Genomic DNA, 19,230 nt, shown 5'->3' on the forward strand with positions numbered 1-19,230 from the left:
ACGATCAGTCCGCGGGCGGCAGCAGCTTGCCCGGGTTCAGGATGCCCTGCGGATCGAAGGCGGTCTTGATCCGCCGCATCCAGTCCAGCGCCGGGCCGTGCTCGGCCTTCATGTATTTCTGCTTGCCGATGCCGATGCCGTGCTCGCCGGTCACCGTGCCGCCGAGCCGAAGCGCGGTGTCGTTGAGCTTGCCGGCAAAGGCGTGGACGGCCTCGACCTCGGCGGGGTCCTTGGGGTCGAAGCGCGCGGCACAGTGGAAGTTGCCGTCGCCGACATGGCCGACGATCGTGCTGACCAGACCTGCCGCGCGGGCATCGGCCTGCGCCTGCAGCACCGCCTCGGCCAGTTGCGAGATCGGCACGCAGACATCGGTCGCGAGCGTGCCGTACTGAGCGCCGGGGCGCAGCGCGGCAGAGGCGAAATGCGCGCCGTGACGCATTTTCCACAGCGCGTTGCGGGCCTCGGTGGTATTGGCCTCGGCCCAGGCCTCCATGCCGAAATCCTCGGCGATCTCGCGGAAGCTCTGCGCCTGCTCGGCGACGCCCGAGGGGCTGCCGTGGAACTCGACGAAGAGATGTGGCTGCTCCGGAAGGTCCGATCCGGCGTGGATGTTGAAGCCGCGCACCATCATCTCGTCCACCAGCTCGATCCGCGCCATCGGCAGGCCGGACTGAATGGTCAGGATCACGCAGTTCACCGCCTCCTCGACCGAGGGAAAGCGGCAGGTGGCCGAGGCGATGCCCTCGGGCAACCCGTGCAGCTTGAGCGTCAGCTCGGTGATGATGCCGAGCGTGCCCTCGCTGCCCACCAGCAGGTGCGTCAGGTCATAGCCGGCCGAGCTCTTGCGGGCCTTGGTGCCGGTGCGGATGATGCTGCCGTCGGACATCACCGCCTCGAGCGCCAGCACGTTCTCGCGCAGCGTGCCGTAGCGCACCGCCGTGGTGCCCGACGCACGGGTCGCCGCCATGCCGCCGAGCGAGGCGTCGGCGCCGGGATCGATCGGGAAGAAGAGACCGGTGGCGCGCAGCTCCTCGTTCAGCTCGGTGCGGGTGACGCCGGGCTGGACCACCACGTTCAGATCCTCGGCATTGATCTCCAGCACCTTCTTCATGCGCGAGAAGTCGAGGCTGATGCCGCCCTTCACCGCAAGGTGCTGGCCCTCGAGCGAGGTGCCGGTGCCGAAGGGGGTGATCGGCGTGCCGGTTTCGGCGCAGAAGCGGACGATGGCGGCGACTTCCTCGGTGGTCTCGGGGAAGGCCACGGCATCGGGCATGGCGAGGGGGAAATGCGCCTCGTTGCGCGCGTTCTGCTCGCGGATAGCGTCGCTGGTCGACAGGCGCTCGCCGAGGAGCTGTTCGAGGGGCGCGAAGAGGGTCATTTCCTGGGTCTCCAAGTTTGGGTGCCGGGCGCGGGTGCGCTCGGAGCAAGGCCGAAAGCCGCCGGGCAAGCGGTCGTTCATCATGGCGCCGTCGGTCTGAGCCCGATGCACGACCCTGTCCGGGCGGGCTGGCGCTCTGTCATCCTCGTGCAACGGACTGAGATCGCCCGGACTCGGCCGGGATAAAGTGCTGACCTCTATCGTCACGGCGCCATCCCACGGGCCGGTGCTCGCCCGGCTCCCATTGTGCCGTTTGGCGTGAGGGAGCCGGGGAGGGGGGTTACTTACCCCAGTTCAGCACGAGCGGATCGAGCGGCTTGATCAGCTCGATCAACATCGAAGCGGTGTCCGGATGCAAGGGGGCAATCGGGTGCCGGCAGAAGGCGGACTTGATCACGCCGCCCACCTGCATCGCGTGTTTGGCCGAGCGGAAGCCGCATTGCCGGTTCTCGTGGTTCACCGCCGGCAGGATGCGGGCGTAGCCGTCGAAGGCCGCCTGCCGATTGCCGGCAAGGAAATCCACCACGACCGGTCGGATCTGGTCGGGGATCATCGCCGAGGTCATGCAGCCCGTGGCGCCGGCGTCGAGGTCCGCGAGCAGGGTGATTGCCTCTTCACCGTCGAAAGGCGCCTCGATGGCCGCGCCGCCCTCGGCGATCAGGCTGCGCAGCTTGGCGGCGGCCTGCGGGCACTCGATCTTGAAGAGCTTCAGCATCTCGATCTCGTTGGCCATCTTGACCAGCAGCGGCACAGGCAGGTCGACACCCGAGAGCGGCGCATCCTGCAGCATGATCGGAATGCCGACCTCGCCCACCTGACGGAACTGCTCGAAGGTCTGCTCGGCGGTGCCCTTCAGCAGCGCGCCGTGGTAGGGCGGCATCATCATCACGATGTCGGCGCCAAGGTCCTTGGCGTATTGTGCCCGCTCCACGACGATCGGCGTCGCGTAGTGCGAGATCGTCACGATCACCGGCACCCGGCCCGCCACATGCTCGAGGCAGAGCTTGGTGAGGATGGCGCGCTCCTCGTCCGAGATCAGGAACTGTTCCGAGAAGTTGGCGAGGATGCAGATGCCGTCGACACCCATGTCGATGGTGCAGTCGAGAACGCGCTTCATGCCCTCGAGATCGAGCGTGCCGTCCTCGTGGAACGGCGTCGGCACCACGGGCCAGCATCCGGTGTATTTCGTCATGGGTCAGGTCCTCCCGAAAAGTCTGTGTGTCTGTGTCAGGTCGCGCCGAAGGCCGACACGAGGGCCAGCGCGACGACGCCCAGCATGGCGAGCGCCATGCCGTAATTGATCCACCGCTGGGTGCGGTAGCTGAGGTTGAGCCGGTGCAGGGTCACCCCTGCCTTGAGCCAGCCGAGGTGCACCGGGATCCAGATCGCGTTCATGATGAGGATCTTGGCGGCGGTCTCGAAGCCGAGGCTCTCGGGCGCAAAGGAAAACCCGGTGAACATGGCGGTGTTGACCGCATAGGCCTTGGGGTTGATCGCCTGCAGTAGCAGACCGGCGCGGATGCCCGGCGCGGACTTGGCCTCGATGAAGGCGATGCGGCTGCCCGCGAGCGCGATGCGTGCGGCAAGATAGAGCAGGTAGCACACCGACAACGCCATCAGCACCACCCGCACGGCGGGGGCCGACAGGATGATCGCCGCGAAGCCGGTGAGCACGAGGGTCATCACGAGGTTGGTGCCGATGAAGAGCCCCGTGCCGTAGCGCAGACCATCCCGCCAGCCGTAGGCCGAGCCGACCCCGGCGATCGACAGCACTCCCGGTCCGGGGGTGATGAACAGCAGGAACACGGCGGCGGCAAAGCTCAGCATGGGCCGCGCTTTCGGTCCAACAGGGCTGCGCCGGGTCTGCTCACCTCGTCTCGTCCTCCTCGCCGTGCCTCTCGCCGGGTTTGCGGTTTCGCACCGCGCCCGCTTGCATCCGGGGTCATTTGGTATACCATTTTCCTGAATACGGTCCCGCCCCGTTTTGTCAATGGTTGTTGCGGTTCTCCGCAGGACCAGGCCGCGCGGTGGGCGCATGGGAAGAGGAGCCATCATGTCCCTGTTTGATCTGACGGGCCGCACCGCGCTGGTGACCGGCTCGACCATGGGTATCGGCCACGCGCTGGCGCGCGGTCTCGCGCAGGCCGGCGCCAAGGTGCTACTGAACGGGCGCAATCCGCAGCGGCTGGAAGAGGCCGTCGCGACGCTGCGATCCGAGGGGCTGGAGGCCGATGCGCTCGGCTTCGACGTCACCGACCATGACAGCGTTCGCGCCGCCATCGACGGCTACGAGGCCGAGCACGGCCCCATCGACATCCTGATCAACAACGCCGGGATGCAGCACCGAGGCCCGCTGGAGGAATTCGAGCCCGAGGCCTTTGACCGGCTGATGCGCACCAATGTCTACTCGGCCTTCTACGTCGGGCAGGCCTGCGCGCGGCACATGATCGGGCGCGGGCAAGGGCGGATCGTCAACATCGCCTCGGTACAGAGCGCGCTGGCGCGACCGGGCATCGCGCCCTACACCGCCTCGAAGGGGGCGATCACCAACCTGACCAAGGGCATGGCGACGGACTGGGCGAAACACGGGCTCAACTGCAACGCCATCGCGCCGGGCTATTTCAAGACGCCACTCAACGCCGCGCTGGTTGCCGATCCCGAGTTCAGTTCCTGGCTGGAAAAGCGCACCCCGGCAGGCCGCTGGGGCGAGGTCGACGAGCTGGTCGGCGCCTGCGTCTTCCTCTGCGCGCCGGCGTCCAGCTTCGTGAACGGCCACACGCTCTTCGTCGACGGCGGCATCACCGCCTCGTTGTAAGACATCCTAGGGAGGAGAGAACATGAGTGACAAACCCGTAGTGGGCTTCATTGGCGTGGGCCTCATGGGCCATGGCATGGCCAAGAACATCCTCAAGGGCGGCTACCCGCTCTGGGTGAAGGGCAACCGCGACCGCGCGCCGGTCGAGGACCTGGTGGGGCAGGGGGCGCAGGAGGCGGCCTCGCCCAAGGCCATGGCCGAGGCTTGCGACATCATCCACCTGTGTTTGTCGAACTCGCCGCAGGTCGAGGCGGTGATGCGCGGCGAGGACGGCATCCTTGCCGGCGCGCGGCCGGGGTTGATCGTGGTCGACTGCTCTACCGCCGATCCCGCCTCGACCGAGGCGCTGGCCGCCGAGCTGGCCGAAAAGGGCGGGGCGATGGTCGACGCGCCGCTCGGGCGCACGCCGAAGGAGGCCGAGGAGGGCCAGCTCGATGCCATGGTCGGCGCCGATGACGAGAGCTTCGCCAAGGTGGAGCCGGTGATCCAGTGCTGGGCGGGCAACATCAACCGCGTCGGCGGGGTCGGGGCGGGCCACAAGATGAAGCTGGTGATGAACCTCATCTCGATGAGCTATGCCGCGCTTTATGCCGAGGCGACGGTGCTGGCAGCCAAGTCCGGCATCTCGCCGCAGACCGTGCGGCAGGTGATCGGCTCGAGCCGGCTCGGCAACGGCTTCTTCGACACCTTCATGCGCTATGCGGTGGACCGGGACATGGAGGCGCATAAGTTCAGCATCTTCAACGGCGGCAAGGACGTGCGCTATGCGGGCGCCATGGCCGCCAAGGTGGGCGCCCCTGCGCTGATCTCGAGCGCGACGCGGCACTATTTCGCCACCGCCGAGGCGACGGGGCATGGCGCGGACTACGTGCCGAGCCTGTCGGACCGCATCGCCGAGATGGGCGGGATCGATCTGGCCGAGGAGGTGAAGAAGGGCGAGGCCTAGAGCCCGCCACCGGTCTGCCGCGTCAGGTCGTGGCGCGGCGGACCAGGCTGAACCCCATGTCCTCGCGCAGGCCACGGGGAATGTCCCCGGCGAGGATCAGCTCGGCGGCACGGCGGCCAATGGCGGCGCCGTCGATGTGGATCGTGGTCAGCGCCAGCGCCGAGTCCTGCGCCATGTCGAAATCACCGAAGCCCGAGATCGCCAGCCGCCCGGGCACGTCGAGCCCGCGCCGCCGCGCCTCGCAGAGCGCGCCCATGGCCACCATGTCGCTGACACAGACCACCGCCTCGGTGTCGGGCCAGCGGCGCAGGACCTCGGCCAGGCCCTCGGCGCCGTAGTCCGGGCCCACAGCCCCGGGCCGGGCCTTCACCGCGACCACGCGCTCTCCGGCCAGGTGCCCGGCGCAGTCGCGGTAGCCCTCCATGCGCAGCCGGGCGCGTCGGTCGTGCTGCCGGTCCAGCCCGAGGAAGGCGACGCGGTGCCGCCCGGTCTCGACCATGTGGCGGGTCAGCGCGGCCCCGGCGGCGCGATTGGAAAAGCCCACCGCCGCATGCACCGGCTGCTTCGGCAATTCCCAGAGCTCGAGCACCGGCAGGCCGGACCGGGACAGCATCCGATGCGCTGGCTCGGTGTGATCGTCCGAGGTGAGCACCAGCGCCTCGGGGCGTCGGCCCATCATCGTCGGCAGCAGCGCCGCCTCGGCCTCGGGGTCGTATTGCGTGGTGGAGAGCATCAGCTGCAGCCCGCCCTTCGCCAGCCCCTCGGTGAGGCCGCGCACGGTTGCGGCAAACACGGCCTCTTCCAGCGTCGAGACCAGCGCCCCCACCACCCGCGAGCGCTGCGAGCTGAGCGCGCCCGCCGTCTCGTCGAGCACGTAGCCAAGCTCGTCGACCGCCGCCTGCACCTTGCGCAGCGTGGCGGGGCTGACCTTGGAAGGGGTGCGCAGGGCGCGGCTCACGGTGATCTTGCCGACTCCGGCGCGGGCGGCCACGTCGCCCATGTTCACCCATTTCCTGCCGTCTGCCATGATCTGCCTGCCTGCCCCTGTTGACGGCCTCTCATACCCGGTGGTATCGATACCATGAAGACGCGAAGCCGTATCGGAGAATCGCAGTTTCGTGAGCGTGCCGGTCTGGCTGCTCGTGAATCGGGCAGGATCACCGCGGCGCGTCATTCCTGAGCAGGTGCAGGTCAGGATATATTGCCGGGGCGCGTATCGTCTCCGCCCGGCAAAGCGCGAAGCCCGCCGCCCTCGCAGCCGGTGGTGTTTCGCAGAGGGTCGGTCTCGGAGGAGGGGACCGGCCCTCTCTCTTTTGCGCCGCAGGTCTTCGCACGGGGTTCAGATCAAAGCAGCGCCTGCATCAGGTAGAGCGTGCCCATCCCGGCCACCAGCGCGCCGGTCACCGACAGGCGCAGCGCCACGAGGAAGGTGACCAGCGCGGCGATGATCCGCGCCGGCTCGGTCTCGCCGCCCGAGGCTTGAGGCCAGAGCACCAGGGGTGTCACCATGGCGGGCAGCACCCCGACGCCGACGTACTTGAGGTGCAGCACGAACCAGTCCGGCAACTGCCGGCGTCCGAAGAAGCCGAGGAAGGAAAAGCGGATCAGGAACGTGCCGATGCCAAGCAGGATGGTCAGCGTCCAGAAGGTTGCATCGTCGATCATGCCCGTCCTCCCGAGGCGCGCCGCGCGGCCCTGCGGCGCAGCGCCAGCTCTGTTTGCGCGCCAACCAGCATCGCCACCAGCGCCGCCGCGATCAGCCCGAGCCCGGCCGGAAAGCCCGCAAAGAGAATCGCGCAGACCACCGAGACCGCGGCGGCCAGCATGTGCGGCAGCGTCCGCAGCAGCGGCGCTGTGATGGCGATGAAGCAGACGGGAGCGGCGAAATCGAGGTGCAGCGAAGCCGGAATCGCTGTGCCGATCACTGCGCCGAGCAGCGTGCAACCGTACCAGAAGGGGCAAATCAGGGCCATCACGCCGAAGTAGTAGGCGACCCGCTCCTCGCGGCTCATGCCAGGCTTTTCCTCGTAGGTTTTCACCGCCACGGCATAGGCCTGGTCGACCATCAGATAGGCCATCAACGCCCGCACCCCGAGCGGCGCGTGGCCCACGTGCGGCACCAGCGCCGCCGAGTAGAGCGCCATGCGCAGGTTGACGGCCAAGGCGGCGGTGAGCGCGACGAAGACCGGCGCATGCTCTTGCAGCAGCGCCAGAGCGGTGAACTGCGAGGCGCCGGCGATCACCAGTACCGACATGGTCATGACCTGCAGGATGTCGAGCCCGGCGTCGCGGGCGACGACTCCGAAGAGCAGCGAAAAGGGAACGACCACGGTGACGAAGGGCGCGCAGTCGCGATAGCCCTGCCAAAAGGCGGCGCGGGTCATGCGGTGCGGCTCGTTCGGCACGTCTTTGCGCGCCTTAATGTGCTGCGAATAAAGGGTAATGTTCCGTTGCTCGGCGGCTCGGCACGCATTGGCAACCGCTCCTCCCATGATTGCTCTTGCATTTGGTATACCAAATTGGGAAGCTGCTGCAAGAACGAGCGCGTCACGCGGCGCGCCTAGGCAAGGCGCGCGGGGAGGCGCGTCAAGGAGAGGAAGCTACCCGTGTCCGACACACGCGCCAACAAACGATTCCGCTCGCAGGAGTGGTTCGACAACCCCAACAATCCCGGCATGACCGCGCTCTATGTCGAGCGCTATCAGAACCAGGAATACACCCGCGAAGAACTGCAGGGCGAGAAGCCGGTCATCGGCATCGCCAACAGCGGCTCGGACATCGCGCCCTGCAACAAGATCCACGTCTTCCTGATGGACCGGATCAAGGCGGGCATCCGCGAGGCGGGCGGTATTCCAATGGAATTCCCTGTCCACCCGATCCAGGAGACCGGCAAGCGGCCCACCGCGGCGCTCGACCGGAACCTGTCGTATCTCGGCCTCGTCGAGGTGCTGCACGGCTACCCGATCGACGGCGTGGTGCTGACCACCGGCTGCGACAAGACCACCCCCGCCATGCTGATGGGCGCGGCGACGGTCGACATCCCGGCGATTGCCCTTAACGGCGGCCCGATGCTCGACGGCTGGTGGAAGGGCAAGCGCGCCGGCTCCGGCACTATCGTCTGGGAATCGCGCCGGCTGCTGTCCGAGGGCAAGATCGACTACGAAGAGTTCATGTCGCGGGTCTGCTCCTCGGCGCCTTCGCTGGGGCATTGCAACACCATGGGCACCGCCTCGACGATGAACGCCATGGCCGAGGCGCTCGGCATGTCGCTCACCGGCAACTCGGCCATTCCCGCGCCGTTCCGCGAGCGCATGGCGATGGCCTACCAGACCGGCAAGCGCATCGTGGAAATGGTCTACGAGGATCTCAAACCCTCCGACATCCTGACCCGCGAGGCCTTCGAGAACGCGATCGTCGTCAACGGCGCCATCGGCGGCTCGACCAACGCCCCGCCGCACCTGCAGGCCGTCGCCCGTCACGCCGGGGTCGATCTGAACGTCAAGGACTGGGAGACCATCGGCTTCGACGTGCCGCTGCTGGTCAACATGCAGCCGGCCGGTGAATATCTCGGCGAGAGCTTCTTCCGTGCCGGCGGCGTGCCCGCGGTGATGGAAGAGCTGCGCAAGGCAGGGCGCATCCACGAGGGCGCGATGACCGCCACCGGCAAAACCATGGGTGAGAACGTCACCGGACTGGGCAGCCAGGACACCGACGTGATCAAGACCTACGACGCGCCGATGCGGGCCAATGCCGGCTTCAAGGTGCTCTCGGGCAACCTCTTCGATTCGGCGCTGATGAAGACTTCGGTGATCTCCGCCGACTTCCAGAAGCGCTTCCTGTCGGAGCCGGGCAAGGAGGGCATCCTCGAGGCCCGCGCCATCGTCTTCGAGGGGCCGGAGGATTACCACGACCGGATCAACGATCCCGATCTGAAGATCGACGAGCATTGCATCCTCTTCATCCGCAACGTTGGCTGCGTCGGCTATCCCGGCTCGGCCGAGGTGGTGAACATGCAGCCGCCGGATGCGCTGATCCGGCAGGGCATCAACCACATGCCGACGGTCGGCGACGGGCGCCAGTCGGGCACCTCGGAGAGCCCCTCGATCCTCAACGCCTCGCCCGAGGCGGTGGTTGGCGGCGGGCTCGCCTACCTGCAGACCGGCGACATGGTCCGTCTTGATCTCAACGCCAGCACGATGAACGCGCTGGTCGAGGACGCCGAGTGGGAGAAGCGCAAGGCCGACTGGACCCCGCCGGAGATCGTCAACCAGACGCCCTGGCAGGAGATCTACCGCAAGAACGTGGGCCAGCTTTCCGACGGCGGCTGCCTCGAGCTGGCGACGGCCTACCAGAAGGTCGCCCGCAGCCTGCCCCGCGACAACCACTGACGACACAGAGTTCCGGCGCGGGCGTGACACACGCCCGCGCCGTTTCCTTGGCAAATCTCCCGGGAGGAGTTTCATGCAGAGCATCATCATCACCGGTGCGGGCAGCGGCATCGGCCGGCTGACCGCGAAGGCCTTTCTAGACGCGGGCTGGAAGGTCGGGCTTGTCGGCCGCCGCGAGGCGCCGCTGGAAGAGACCGCGGGGGGCAACCCCAATGCGCTGGTCCTGCCCTTCGACGTCGCCGATCCCGAGGCTGTCGAGGCCGGTTTCGACAAGGCGATGGCCGAGTGGGGCCGGATCGACGCGCTCTTCAACAACGCCGGTGTCGGCCTCAAGGGCGCGATGATCGACGAGATCCCGGCCGAGGAGTGGATCAAGCTCAGCTCGATCAACATAACGGGCATGTTCCTCTGCGCCCGTGCCGCCTTTGGCCGGATGCGCCGCCAGGACCCGCAGGGTGGCCGGATCATCAACAACGGTTCGGTCTCGGCGCATGTGCCGCGCTGGGGTTCGGCGCCCTACACGACCTCCAAGCACGCGGTGACGGGGCTCACCCGGTCGCTGTCGCTGGACGGGCGCGCCTTCAACATCGCCTGCGGCCAGATCGACATCGGCAACGCGTTGACCGACATGGCGCAGGCGATGACCCAGGGCGTGCCGCAGGCCGACGGATCGATCGCCGTGGAGCCGGTGATGGACGCGGCGCATGTGGCCAGCACGGTCCTTCACATGGCGACGCTTCCGCTTGAGGCGAATGTGCAGTTCGTCACCGTCATGGCGCCCGGAATGCCCTATATCGGCCGCGGCTGAGCGCCGCGGCGGACCCCGGCGATTTACAATCGGCGGGGTCTGGCCTATCGGGGGCGCGACGACAGAATGAGGCGGCCCCTGATGCCCAAGACGCTCGTGACCGGCGCAGCCGGTTTCATCGGTTTCCATCTTTGCAAACGCCTGCTTGCCGAGGGCCACGAGGTCGTCGGCCTCGACGCCGTGACGGATTACTACGACACGGCGCTGAAACGGGCGCGGGTGGCGTTGCTCGAGGGCGAGGGTTTCAGTTTTGTGGAGGGGCGGGTCGAAACCGGCGGGCTGCTGCTGGGCCTCTTCGAAAATCACCGTTTCGACTACGTCTACCACCTCGCGGCGCAGGCCGGGGTGCGCCATTCGATCGAGAAGCCGCGCGAGTATCTCGACAGCAACATCACCGGCACCTTCGAGCTGCTCGAGGCGGCGCGGGCCTATCCGCCGAGGCACATGCTGATCGCCTCGACCTCCTCGGCCTACGGGTCGAACACGGAGATGCCCTATCTCGAGACGATGAAGACCGACCACCAGATGTCCTTCTACGCGGCGACGAAGAAGGCGACGGAGAGCATGGCGCACAGCTATGCGCATCTTTACGATCTGCCGACCACCATGTTCCGCTTCTTCACCGTCTACGGCCCCTGGGGCCGGCCGGACATGGCGCTTTTCAAGTTCACCAAGGCCATCCTCGAACGCGCGCCGATCGACGTCTACAACCACGGCGACATGATGCGCGACTTCACCTTCGTCGACGACCTGGTCGCGGCACTGCACCGGCTCGCCCCGGTTGCCCCGCAGCGCGGCGCGCCCGCCGGACCGGAGGACAGCCTCTCGCCGGTCGCGCCCTGGCGGGTGGTGAACATCGGCAACGGCAGCCCGGTGAAGCTCGGCGAGTTCATCGAGGCGATCGAGGCGGCCACCGGCCTTCCGGCCAAGCGCAACCTCTTGCCGATGCAGCCCGGCGACGTGCCGGCGACCTGGGCGGGAACCACGCTTCTGGCGCGGCTCGCGGGCGAGTCGCAGTACACGCCGGTTGGCGAAGGCGTGCGCCGCTTCGTCGAGTGGTACCGCGGCTACTACGGAGTCTGAGCCGCATCGGCGGGCATTTCTTCAGGCAGAATTGTCCTGAGGAGCGCCAGATAGTCGGGAGCCGCGCCTCCCGTTGCGCCGCGCTCAGAGCCGCGGCGGGATTTTCGAATGCGGCACGCCGCGCTGGCGTTCGCGGTGCCAGATATAAAGCCCCGCGCCGATGATGATCATCGCGCCGACCAGCGTCCAGACCGTCGGCCAGGTGCCGAAGACCAGCAACCCCGCCGCTGCCGCACTCATCAGCTGCAGGTAGACCATGGGCGCCAGCACCGAGGCACCCGCATAGCGGTGCGCCGCGGTGGCCAGCAGGTGCGCCACCGCCCCGAAGACGCCGATCACCGCCAGCATCGCGCCGGTGCCGGCGCTCTCGGGCGCCTGCCAGTCCGGCAGCACGACGGGCGCCAGCAGCAGCGTCGGCAGCGCGCCGCCCCAGACCTGCGAGGTGGCGTTGCTTTCGACGCCGGCGAGCTGCCGGGTGAGGATGAAATAGACCGCCGCGCAGCACAGCGCGCCCATCGACAGCAGCATGGCGGGGTGGAAGTCCGCCCCCCAGGGCTGCATCACCACCAGCACCCCCAGGAAACCCACGCAGACGGCGCCGATCCGATGCGGGCCGACCTTTTCGCCCAGCAGGGGGATCGCCAGCAGGGTGACCACGATCGGCCCGGCGAACATGATCGTCGTGGTCACGGTGATCGGCAGGTAGGCAAGTGCAAGGAAGTTGAGCATCGTGCTGCCGAAGAGACCGGCGGCGCGGAAGGTCTGCTTCCAGGGGTGCGCGGTGCGCAGCAGCGCGGTCCCCTCGCGCGGCAGGAAGGTCATCAGCACCAGCACCAGGTGCCCGGCATAGCGGCACCAGACCACCTGCAGCGCCGGGATGCCGTGCTGCAGCAACCATTTCGCCGATGTGTCGATGCAGGTGAACCCGATGACGGCCAGCGCCATCAGCATCAGGCCGAAACCCGTCCGGTCTTCGCGGGGGGCAATCGCCATGGCTCAGCGCGTCCGCGCCGGAAAGAGGGACATGAGCGGGGCCTTTCAGATGCGTGCAGTGGGGGAGGTCATTCGCGGCACCCTGTGCGCGGGCGTGCCGAAGCGCAAGGCAGCGGCCGCCGATTTGTGTGCACAGCCGGGCCTGCGGGATCGCACGCCCGGCGGGCGCCCCCATGCGTGGCTGAGGGGCGCGCGCCGGGGAGAGCAATGGCTCACGCCGTGCTCTTCCGGGCCTGGGCGGGCGCGCCGAGGGATCACATCACCGCGCCGACCTGCCAGGGGACAAACTCGTAGTCGCCCAGCCCCAGCGCCTCGGATTTGCTCTGCTCGCCAGAGGCCATTCGGAGCCACATCTCGTAGATTTCGCGGCCCACTTCCTCGATCGTCGCGCCCTCGGTGAGGATGCGCCCGGCGTTGACGTCCATGTCCTCGGTCTGGCGCTGGAAGAGCTCGTTGTTCGAGGCGACCTTCATCGAGGGCGAGGGCTTTGCGCCGAAGGCCGAGCCGCGCCCGGTGGTGAAGCACACGAGGTTGCAGCCCGAGGCGATCTGGCCGGTGACCGACGCCGGGTCGTAGCCGGGGCTGTCCATGAAGGTGAAGCCCTTCGCGGTGACCTGCTCGGCATATTTGTAGACGCCGTTCAGCGGCGTGGTGCCGCCCTTGGCCGCTGCGCCGAGGGACTTCTCGAGGATTGTCGTCAGGCCGCCCTTCTTGTTGCCGGGCGAGGGGTTGTTGTCCATCGAGCCGTGGTTGCGCGCGGTGTAGTCCTCCCACCAGTGGATCAGGTCGATCAGCTTGTGGCCCACCTCGGGGGTGGCGGCGCGGGCGGTCAGTAGGTGCTCGGCGCCGTAGATCTCGGGGGTCTCGGCAAGCACGCCGGTGCCGCCCTGCGCGACCAGAAGGTCGCAGGCGTAGCCGACGGCCGGGTTGGCGGTGATGCCGGACCAGGCGTCCGAGCCGCCGCATTGCAGGGCGACCATCAGTTCGGAGACGGGGCAGGGGGTGCGGGTGGCCTTGTTGACCTCGGGCAGCATCTTCTCCACCTGCGCGATGCCATGCTCGACGGTCTTGCGCAGCCCGCCCTCGTCCTGGATGTTCATCTTCTGGAACAGCGGACCGGGCTCGAGCCCGTAGGCTTGCACGAGCCAGTCGATCTGCATGACCTCGCATCCAAGGCCCGCCATCAGCACGCCGCCGACATTGGGGTTGCGCGCATAGCCCCAGAGCACCCGCTGCAGGAATTCAAAGCCGGTGCCGTCGCCACCCATGGCGCAGCCGGTGCCATGCACGAAGGCGACAACGCCGTCGACGTTGGGATAGGCGGCGAGCTTCTCGGGGGTGAAATGCTGGGCAATCATCCGCGCGGCGGTGGCCGAGCAGTTCACCGAGGTGAGGATCGCGAGGTAGTTGCGGGTGCCGACGCGGCCGGTGGCGCGGCGGTAGCCCATGAAGCTGTCCTGCGTCTCGGCAGGCGGCACGGGGCGCAGGTTGGTGCCGAACTCGTAGTCGGCCTCGACGTTGCGGAACTCGAGGTTGTGGGTGTGGATATGCGCGCCTGCCGGGATGTCCTCGGCGGCATAGCCGATGATCTGGGCGTATTTGCGCACGGCCGCGCCCTTGGGGATGTCGCCGATCGCCATCTTGTGGCCGCGCGGGATCAGCGTGGTTGCGCCCTCGTCGCCCACTTCCAGCGGGACGACTGCGGTGACGACGTTGTCATGTTCGGAGAGGCGGACGGTTTTCATATTGGTTGTAGCTCCATGGAGCGGCTGGTGAGGTCTCCGGCAGAGGCGCGGCGCGCAGAGGGCCAGCGTCGCTCGGGCGGGGATCGGTGGGGAAACTCTCTGCCCTCCGCGTGGGAGGGTCAAGGCGAGGGGGCGGCGCGGGCCGCCCCCTCGGGATCACGCTACAGGAACAGCGTGACGATCGGCGGCCAAGCCAGCAGCACCAGCAGCGCCAGCAGCTGCAGACCGATGAAGGGCAGGAAACCGCGGAAGATGTCGGTCAGCGAGATATGCGCCGGGGCGACGGACTTCAGGTAGAAGGCCGCGGGGCCGAAGGGCGGCGACAGGAAGCTGACCTGCATGTTCATGCAGAAGACCACGCCGAACCAGATGCCGACATAGCTGCTGTCGACATGGCCGAGCCAGCCGATCTCTTCGGCGGGCAGGCGCATCACGATGGGCAGGAACACCGGCATGATCAGCAGCACGATGCCGACCCAGTCCATGAACATCCCCATGATGAGGAAGATGAACATCATCACCAGGATGATGCCCATGGTGGGCAGGTCCGAGCCGACGATCATGTTGGCCACATAGGTCGGGCCGCCCGCCAGCGTATAGGCCGCCGCGAGGGCTGCCGCGCCGATGGTCACCCAGATGATCGTGCCGGTCGACTTGAGCGTGCGCATGACCGCATCCCACACCACCTCGAAGTTCATCTCGCGGCGAATGAGGCCGATGACGAAGACCGCCACCACGCCCATGCCCGCGGCCTCGGTGATGCCGGTGATGCCGCCGTAGATCGAGCCGAGAACGACGCCGATCACCACGGTGGGGGCAATCAGCCCCTTGCCCATCTGCCAGCCGATGGCGGTGCGCTCGCGGCCGACGATGAAGAAGACCACGATGGCGAAGACCACCAGCGCGCCGACCAGCCACGGGATGTCCGACACCATGCCGAGCGGGATCGGGTCCACGCCCTCGGTCACCGTGTTGGCGCCGGTCACGGTGAAGAACAGCGCGCGCAGGGTGAGCGCGGCCACGATCCACATGCCGAAGCGCGACAGGAAGCCGAGGAACATGAGGGCCTTCTCGCCGCCCGCCGGGGCGTCGGGGTCTGCCGGGGGCAGGGGGGCCTCTTCAGGATTCATCCGGGTGCGGATGAAGATGTAGATCATGAAGAACGAGGCCAGCATGAAGCCCGGCAGGAAGGATGCGGTGAAAAGCGCCTTGATCGAGGTCTCGGTGACCAGCCCGTAGAAGATCAGCACGATCGACGGCGGGATCATCGTGCCGAGCGAGCCAGACGCGCAGATCGTGCCGATGGCGAGGTTCTGGTTGTAGCCGAGCCGCAGCATCTGCGGCAGGGCGATGAGGCCCAGAAGTACGACCTCGCCACCGATGATCCCCGACATGGCGGCCATGATGACGGCCATGATCGAGGTCACGAAGGCGATACCGCCGCGGGTGCGCGACAGCCACACGTTGAGCGAGCTGTACATGTCCCGCGCGATGCCCGAGCGTTCGAGTAGCGAGGCCATGAATATGAACAGTGGCACCGATATGAGAACGTAGTTCACCATCTGGCGGTAGACTGCTTGGCCGAGCACCGCGAAGGGCCCCATGCCGAAGCGCCCGAACAGCAGGTCGGGGCCGAATTTCATCACGAGCGTCGCGACCGCCAGGAAGGCGGAGGCGAAGCCCAGCGGCATCCCGATCGCCAGCAGGGCAAACATGCCCAGCAACAGGATCAGGCTGAGTGTGCCGATATCCACCATGTAAGTCAGTCCTCCAGCGTGCGGCGGATATTCTCGATCTCGACTTCGTCGATCTCGTCCGCAGGCGAATGGTGTTCGGGGGCCTTGTTCCAGTCGGCGATGAGGTTGGACAGCGCCTGCAGGGCCACGAGGCCGATGATGATGATGAGCCCGATCTTGAGCGTTGCCGGCAGGGGCGGATCCCAGGCGGTGCCGAAGGTCTCCATGCGGCCGAGCTTTTGCATGGCCTCGTTGTAGCCACCCCAGAACAGGCACAGGAAGAAGACCCAGATCAGCGAGACCGAGATCACGTCGGCCAGCTTCTGCAGCCAGCGCGGGAACATGTCGTAGATGATGTAGATACGGATGTGGCTGCGCTGCTGCATGGCGTAGAGACCGGCGAGCAGGAACAGGAAGGACGCGATCCAGAGCGACAGCTCGTTGGCCCAGAGCGTGGGCTTTTCGAAGACGTAGCGAGCCACGACCTCGTAGAACATCACCAGCACCACCGCGATGATGCCGATCATCGACAGGCGCGAGAGCACCAGCGACAGGATGTCGAGCGGCCCGGTGGGCGCGATCTCGATCGAGCCGCGCCGGTCGGACAGGTAGAGCGAGCTGAAGATCAGGGCGGCGAAGAGCGACCAGAGCATCACCGACACCAGCGGCCGGCCCTCGGGGCGGAGCATTTCGTACATGCCGATCGGTTCTGCCGAGGTGAACTGGCCGAGCACGAGCCAGGCGAAGACGGCCAGCGCCAGCCCGGTGCTGACCATCGCCAGCAGGCGGACCGGTCCGCGCAGCGCGCCGAGCCAGAGGCTTTCATGGGACATTGGGTAACCCTTTCGGAGGAGTAACAGGGTTCGTGAGACAGGAACGGCGGGCCCGTAGCTGGGCCCGCCGCATGGCCTTTTCAGGTCAGGCGCGGGCGCGCCTTATTCCGACGACAGCAGGCCGAGCTGGCCGAGATAGGCCTTGTGGCTCTCGACGAGCGCCTTGGCTTCCGGCGACTTCTCGGCCCAGACGTCCCAAGCGGACTGAGCCGCCTTGCGGAAGGTGGCGCGATCCTCGGCCGACCAGTCGTGCAGGGTGACGCCGGCTTCGGTCAGGCGGGCAGCCGCCTCACTGTTGGCCTTCTCGAAGTAGAGCGACGAGCGCAGCGCCAGCTTTTCCATCGCGGTCTCGATGATGCGCTGGTTCTGCTCCGACAGGCCGTCCCAGACGGTCTTGTTGCAGGCAAGGTGGTCCGACGGCATCGAGTGGAAGCCGGGGTAGGAGGCGTGCTTGGCAAGATCGAACAGGCCAATGGATTCGTCGTTGGCCAGTCCCGAGTAGTCGGTGCCTTCGATGATGCCGGTTTCCATCGCGGTGAAGACCTCGGTGAAGTCCATCACGATCGGCGAGGCGCCGAGGTTCGCGAAAATCTCGGTTTCCATGCCCGGGGGCGAACGGAATTTCCAGTCCTTCAGGTCGTCGGGGCCGGCGATCGGGGTCGAGGAGACCAGCGATTCCTGACCGTAGACCCACCAGCCGATCAGCTGCATCCCGAACTCGTTGTAGAGCTCCTGCGCCTGCTCGAGACCGCCGCCGTAATAGAGCCACGACAGCTGCTGGTAGGGGGTGTCATAGCCACCCATGATGTCGCCGACGAACTGGAAGCCGGCGTTCTTGCCGGTCTGGTAGGCACCGCCGGTCATGTCGCAGTCGAGAATGCCGTTGGCCGCCGCGTCGAAGGTTTCCACCGTGGCCACCACGGAGGAGGCATAGAACATCTCGATGTCGATGGCACCGCCGGACATGGTCTCGACGTCCTCGACGAATTCCGCCGCCAGTTTGCCCGAGGTCTGCTCGGGGTTGTAATGCGTCTGGATGCGCAGGGTCACGTCCTGTGCCAGCGCCGGGCCGGCAAGGACCGTGGCCGCGGTCGCAGCCTTCAGCAGGGTTTTGATTTTCATGTCTTCCTCCCAGAAGCTTGGGGTTTTCCCCCGGTTGCGGCACTCCCTCACAGCGCCGGATGGTATACCATCTGGAATCGAGGCTACCCCAACGTGGGATCGACAATCAACAATTTTTGGTATACCAAATGAGAAATAGGCGGCCGCCTTCCCCTCAGGGGTGGCCTTGGTCTATAGACCGGACCGCTCCGCGACGCGGGGCGCATGACAAGATCCGTACGGGCTGACGACGCGCCGTACGGGCTGACACTGAGAGGCCACCCATGTCCGAGAGCACCGCCGAGACTTCCTTGGCCGAGCAGATCGCCGACCAGCTCCGGCGCGATATCCTGCGCGGCAAGCTGCCGCCGGACACCGCGATCAAGGAACGCGACAATGCCGCCGAACTGGGGGTGAGCCGCACGCCCATGCGTGAGGCCATCCGCATCCTCGCGCAGGAAGGCCTCGTGGTGCTGCGCCCCTCACGCAGCCCGATCGTCGCCCGCCCCACGGTCAAGGAAGTGCATGACCAGGTGGTGGTGCTGCTGGCGCTGGAGAAGCTCTCGGCGCAGATCGCCTGCGAACGCGCCACGGAGGAAGACCTGTCACGCCTCGCCGAGCTCAACGAGAAGATCGCCGATGCCTATGACCATGTGGATGCGCTCGATCTCTTCGAGATGGACATGGCCTTTCACCGGCTGATCGCCGAGGCAGCCCACAACGAGGCGCTGGCCGAGACCCACCACGCCTATCTCGCCCGGCTGTGGCGTGCGCGCTTCCTCTCGGCCACCATGCGCCGCAACCGGGAGCGGGTGGTCTCGCACCACGGCGCGATCATGGAGGGGCTGCGCGCCCGCGACCCCGGGGCGGTCGACGCGGCGCTGGACCAGCACCTGTCGAACCTCGCGGAGGATATCTCTGCCGCGATCGAGGCGGAAAACGCCGCAGCCGGCAGGGCAGGGGGGTAGCGCGCGCTGAGCTCGGCGCTCGCCTTACAGGTACGGAACACAGGCGGCCGCGGAAGCGGCCGCTTTTTTGGTTTCCGGGGGATGCGCCTTGGCTGCTGCATGGTCTGTGCGTCGGATGTGCAGGATCGGTGCCCGCGGGTGCGAGGTGACTCGGGAGTGACTCGGGGGGGCGACTCGGGCCGACTCCGGGGCTGAGTGTGGACACGCTTGTTGATAACTCTGTGGGCGTCGCAAGATGTGGGTTTCGGGGCGTTTCGCGGACCCTGCGGAAGCCGCGCCGTTGGGTTGGGATGCACAGAAAAATAGAAACATATCTTATTGTTATTTCTCAGTTATTCAGGACACTCGCAAAAACTTCCGTCTCTTCGGAAAAATCCGCTTGCAGGCCCCGGGGGGTATCCGTAAAAGGCCCCTCACCGGCGGCGCTGAGGCGCAC

Annotated in this window: 17 protein-coding genes; 6 read left to right on the forward strand and 11 right to left on the reverse strand. The window is 67.0% G+C overall.

The features are described from left to right. Positions 1-4 precede the first annotated feature (4 nt). From G0D83_RS00985 to G0D83_RS00995, 3 genes are all read right to left on the reverse strand, one after another. A complete protein-coding gene (locus G0D83_RS00985) occupies positions 5-1,378 on the reverse strand; it encodes an FAD-binding oxidoreductase (protein WP_164188761.1) in 1,374 nt (457 codons plus the stop codon). 280 nt (positions 1,379-1,658) lie between these two features. Beyond that, a complete protein-coding gene (locus G0D83_RS00990) occupies positions 1,659-2,570 on the reverse strand; it encodes a dihydrodipicolinate synthase family protein (protein WP_108964732.1) in 912 nt (303 codons plus the stop codon). 35 nt (positions 2,571-2,605) lie between these two features. Beyond that, a complete protein-coding gene (locus G0D83_RS00995; protein ID WP_164188762.1) occupies positions 2,606-3,205 on the reverse strand; it encodes a LysE family translocator in 600 nt (199 codons plus the stop codon). A 226-nt stretch (positions 3,206-3,431) separates the two neighbouring features. Between G0D83_RS00995 and G0D83_RS01000 the strand changes: the two genes are divergently transcribed. Together G0D83_RS01000 and G0D83_RS01005 are read left to right on the forward strand one after the other, a co-directional pair. After that, a complete protein-coding gene (locus G0D83_RS01000; protein ID WP_164188763.1) occupies positions 3,432-4,193 on the forward strand; it encodes an SDR family oxidoreductase in 762 nt (253 codons plus the stop codon). A gap of 22 nt (positions 4,194-4,215) precedes the next feature. Continuing rightward, complete coding sequence (locus G0D83_RS01005) at positions 4,216-5,139, forward strand: NAD(P)-dependent oxidoreductase (RefSeq protein ID WP_164188764.1); 924 nt, start codon at positions 4,216-4,218, stop codon at positions 5,137-5,139. A 22-nt stretch (positions 5,140-5,161) separates the two neighbouring features. Here the strand turns inward: G0D83_RS01005 and G0D83_RS01010 are convergent, their stop codons facing one another. From G0D83_RS01010 to G0D83_RS01020, 3 genes are all read right to left on the reverse strand, one after another. Continuing rightward, entirely contained in the window at positions 5,162-6,166 is a 1,005-nt protein-coding gene (locus tag G0D83_RS01010) for a LacI family DNA-binding transcriptional regulator (RefSeq protein WP_164188765.1), read from the reverse strand. 317 nt (positions 6,167-6,483) lie between these two features. Then, positions 6,484-6,804 carry an AzlD domain-containing protein gene (locus tag G0D83_RS01015; RefSeq protein WP_108964737.1) on the reverse strand — a complete coding sequence of 107 codons (321 nt, stop codon included), beginning with the start codon at positions 6,802-6,804 and terminating at the stop codon, positions 6,484-6,486. Further along, entirely contained in the window at positions 6,801-7,523 is a 723-nt protein-coding gene (locus tag G0D83_RS01020) for an AzlC family ABC transporter permease (RefSeq protein ID WP_164188782.1), read from the reverse strand. Before G0D83_RS01020 ends, G0D83_RS01015 begins: the two co-directional genes overlap by 4 nt. Positions 7,524-7,745: 222 nt before the next feature. On the opposite strand from G0D83_RS01020, the gene G0D83_RS01025 reads away from it, so the two are divergent. The 3 genes from G0D83_RS01025 (at position 7,746) to G0D83_RS01035 (ending at position 11,418) form a co-directional block, all read left to right on the forward strand. Then, the gene (locus G0D83_RS01025) at positions 7,746-9,527 is read left to right on the forward strand and encodes an IlvD/Edd family dehydratase (protein WP_108964739.1); all 1,782 of its coding nucleotides are present in this window, start codon (positions 7,746-7,748) and stop codon (positions 9,525-9,527) included. 73 nt (positions 9,528-9,600) lie between these two features. Next, the gene (locus G0D83_RS01030; RefSeq protein ID WP_108964740.1) at positions 9,601-10,335 is read left to right on the forward strand and encodes an SDR family oxidoreductase; all 735 of its coding nucleotides are present in this window, start codon (positions 9,601-9,603) and stop codon (positions 10,333-10,335) included. An 81-nt stretch (positions 10,336-10,416) separates the two neighbouring features. Continuing rightward, entirely contained in the window at positions 10,417-11,418 is a 1,002-nt protein-coding gene (locus G0D83_RS01035; RefSeq protein WP_164188766.1) for an SDR family NAD(P)-dependent oxidoreductase, read from the forward strand. An 84-nt stretch (positions 11,419-11,502) separates the two neighbouring features. Here the strand turns inward: G0D83_RS01035 and G0D83_RS01040 are convergent, their stop codons facing one another. From G0D83_RS01040 to G0D83_RS01060, 5 genes are all read right to left on the reverse strand, one after another. Further along, positions 11,503-12,411 (reverse strand): DMT family transporter, encoded by a 909-nt coding sequence (locus G0D83_RS01040; protein ID WP_164188767.1) that lies wholly within the window; start codon positions 12,409-12,411, stop codon positions 11,503-11,505. A 254-nt stretch (positions 12,412-12,665) separates the two neighbouring features. Further along, the gene (locus tag G0D83_RS01045) at positions 12,666-14,156 is read right to left on the reverse strand and encodes a UxaA family hydrolase (RefSeq protein ID WP_164188769.1); all 1,491 of its coding nucleotides are present in this window, start codon (positions 14,154-14,156) and stop codon (positions 12,666-12,668) included. A gap of 161 nt (positions 14,157-14,317) precedes the next feature. Beyond that, the gene (locus G0D83_RS01050; protein WP_193989053.1) at positions 14,318-15,913 is read right to left on the reverse strand and encodes a TRAP transporter large permease subunit; all 1,596 of its coding nucleotides are present in this window, start codon (positions 15,911-15,913) and stop codon (positions 14,318-14,320) included. Between the two features lie 5 nt (positions 15,914-15,918). Beyond that, on the reverse strand, positions 15,919-16,725 hold the full coding sequence (locus G0D83_RS01055; RefSeq protein WP_108964744.1) for a TRAP transporter small permease subunit: 807 nt from the start codon (positions 16,723-16,725) through the stop codon (positions 15,919-15,921). Between the two features lie 102 nt (positions 16,726-16,827). Continuing rightward, on the reverse strand, positions 16,828-17,847 hold the full coding sequence (locus G0D83_RS01060) for a TRAP transporter substrate-binding protein (protein WP_108964745.1): 1,020 nt from the start codon (positions 17,845-17,847) through the stop codon (positions 16,828-16,830). A gap of 263 nt (positions 17,848-18,110) precedes the next feature. Here G0D83_RS01060 and G0D83_RS01065 point away from each other — a divergent pair, with 263 nt between their 5' ends. Beyond that, positions 18,111-18,794: a GntR family transcriptional regulator gene (locus tag G0D83_RS01065; protein WP_164188771.1), complete on the forward strand. Its 684-nt coding sequence runs from the start codon at positions 18,111-18,113 to the stop codon at positions 18,792-18,794. Positions 18,795-19,230 lie beyond the last annotated feature (436 nt).

It is taken from the genome of Salipiger sp. PrR003 (assembly GCF_010500785.1).
Taxonomy (GTDB): Bacteria; Pseudomonadota; Alphaproteobacteria; order Rhodobacterales; family Rhodobacteraceae; genus Salipiger; species Salipiger pacificus_A.

Bases quoted from the DNA above. Each gene is read 5' to 3' on its own strand.
- G0D83_RS01055 (WP_108964744.1), bottom strand. From the start codon at position 16,725: ATGTCCCATGAAAGCCTCTGGCTCGGCGCGCTGCGCGGACCGGTCCGC.
- G0D83_RS01000 (WP_164188763.1), top strand. From the start codon at position 3,432: ATGTCCCTGTTTGATCTGACGGGCCGCACCGCGCTGGTGACCGGCTCG.
- G0D83_RS01050 (WP_193989053.1), bottom strand. From the start codon at position 15,913: ATGGTGGATATCGGCACACTCAGCCTGATCCTGTTGCTGGGCATGTTT.
- G0D83_RS01035 (WP_164188766.1), top strand. From the start codon at position 10,417: ATGCCCAAGACGCTCGTGACCGGCGCAGCCGGTTTCATCGGTTTCCAT.
- G0D83_RS01015 (WP_108964737.1), bottom strand. From the start codon at position 6,804: ATGATCGACGATGCAACCTTCTGGACGCTGACCATCCTGCTTGGCATC.
- G0D83_RS01020 (WP_164188782.1), bottom strand. From the start codon at position 7,523: ATGACCCGCGCCGCCTTTTGGCAGGGCTATCGCGACTGCGCGCCCTTC.
- G0D83_RS00995 (WP_164188762.1), bottom strand. From the start codon at position 3,205: ATGCTGAGCTTTGCCGCCGCCGTGTTCCTGCTGTTCATCACCCCCGGA.
- G0D83_RS01065 (WP_164188771.1), top strand. From the start codon at position 18,111: ATGTCCGAGAGCACCGCCGAGACTTCCTTGGCCGAGCAGATCGCCGAC.
- G0D83_RS01030 (WP_108964740.1), top strand. From the start codon at position 9,601: ATGCAGAGCATCATCATCACCGGTGCGGGCAGCGGCATCGGCCGGCTG.
- G0D83_RS00985 (WP_164188761.1), bottom strand. From the start codon at position 1,378: ATGACCCTCTTCGCGCCCCTCGAACAGCTCCTCGGCGAGCGCCTGTCG.
- G0D83_RS01040 (WP_164188767.1), bottom strand. From the start codon at position 12,411: ATGGCGATTGCCCCCCGCGAAGACCGGACGGGTTTCGGCCTGATGCTG.
- G0D83_RS01010 (WP_164188765.1), bottom strand. From the start codon at position 6,166: ATGGCAGACGGCAGGAAATGGGTGAACATGGGCGACGTGGCCGCCCGC.
- G0D83_RS01005 (WP_164188764.1), top strand. From the start codon at position 4,216: ATGAGTGACAAACCCGTAGTGGGCTTCATTGGCGTGGGCCTCATGGGC.
- G0D83_RS01045 (WP_164188769.1), bottom strand. From the start codon at position 14,156: ATGAAAACCGTCCGCCTCTCCGAACATGACAACGTCGTCACCGCAGTC.
- G0D83_RS01060 (WP_108964745.1), bottom strand. From the start codon at position 17,847: ATGAAAATCAAAACCCTGCTGAAGGCTGCGACCGCGGCCACGGTCCTT.
- G0D83_RS00990 (WP_108964732.1), bottom strand. From the start codon at position 2,570: ATGACGAAATACACCGGATGCTGGCCCGTGGTGCCGACGCCGTTCCAC.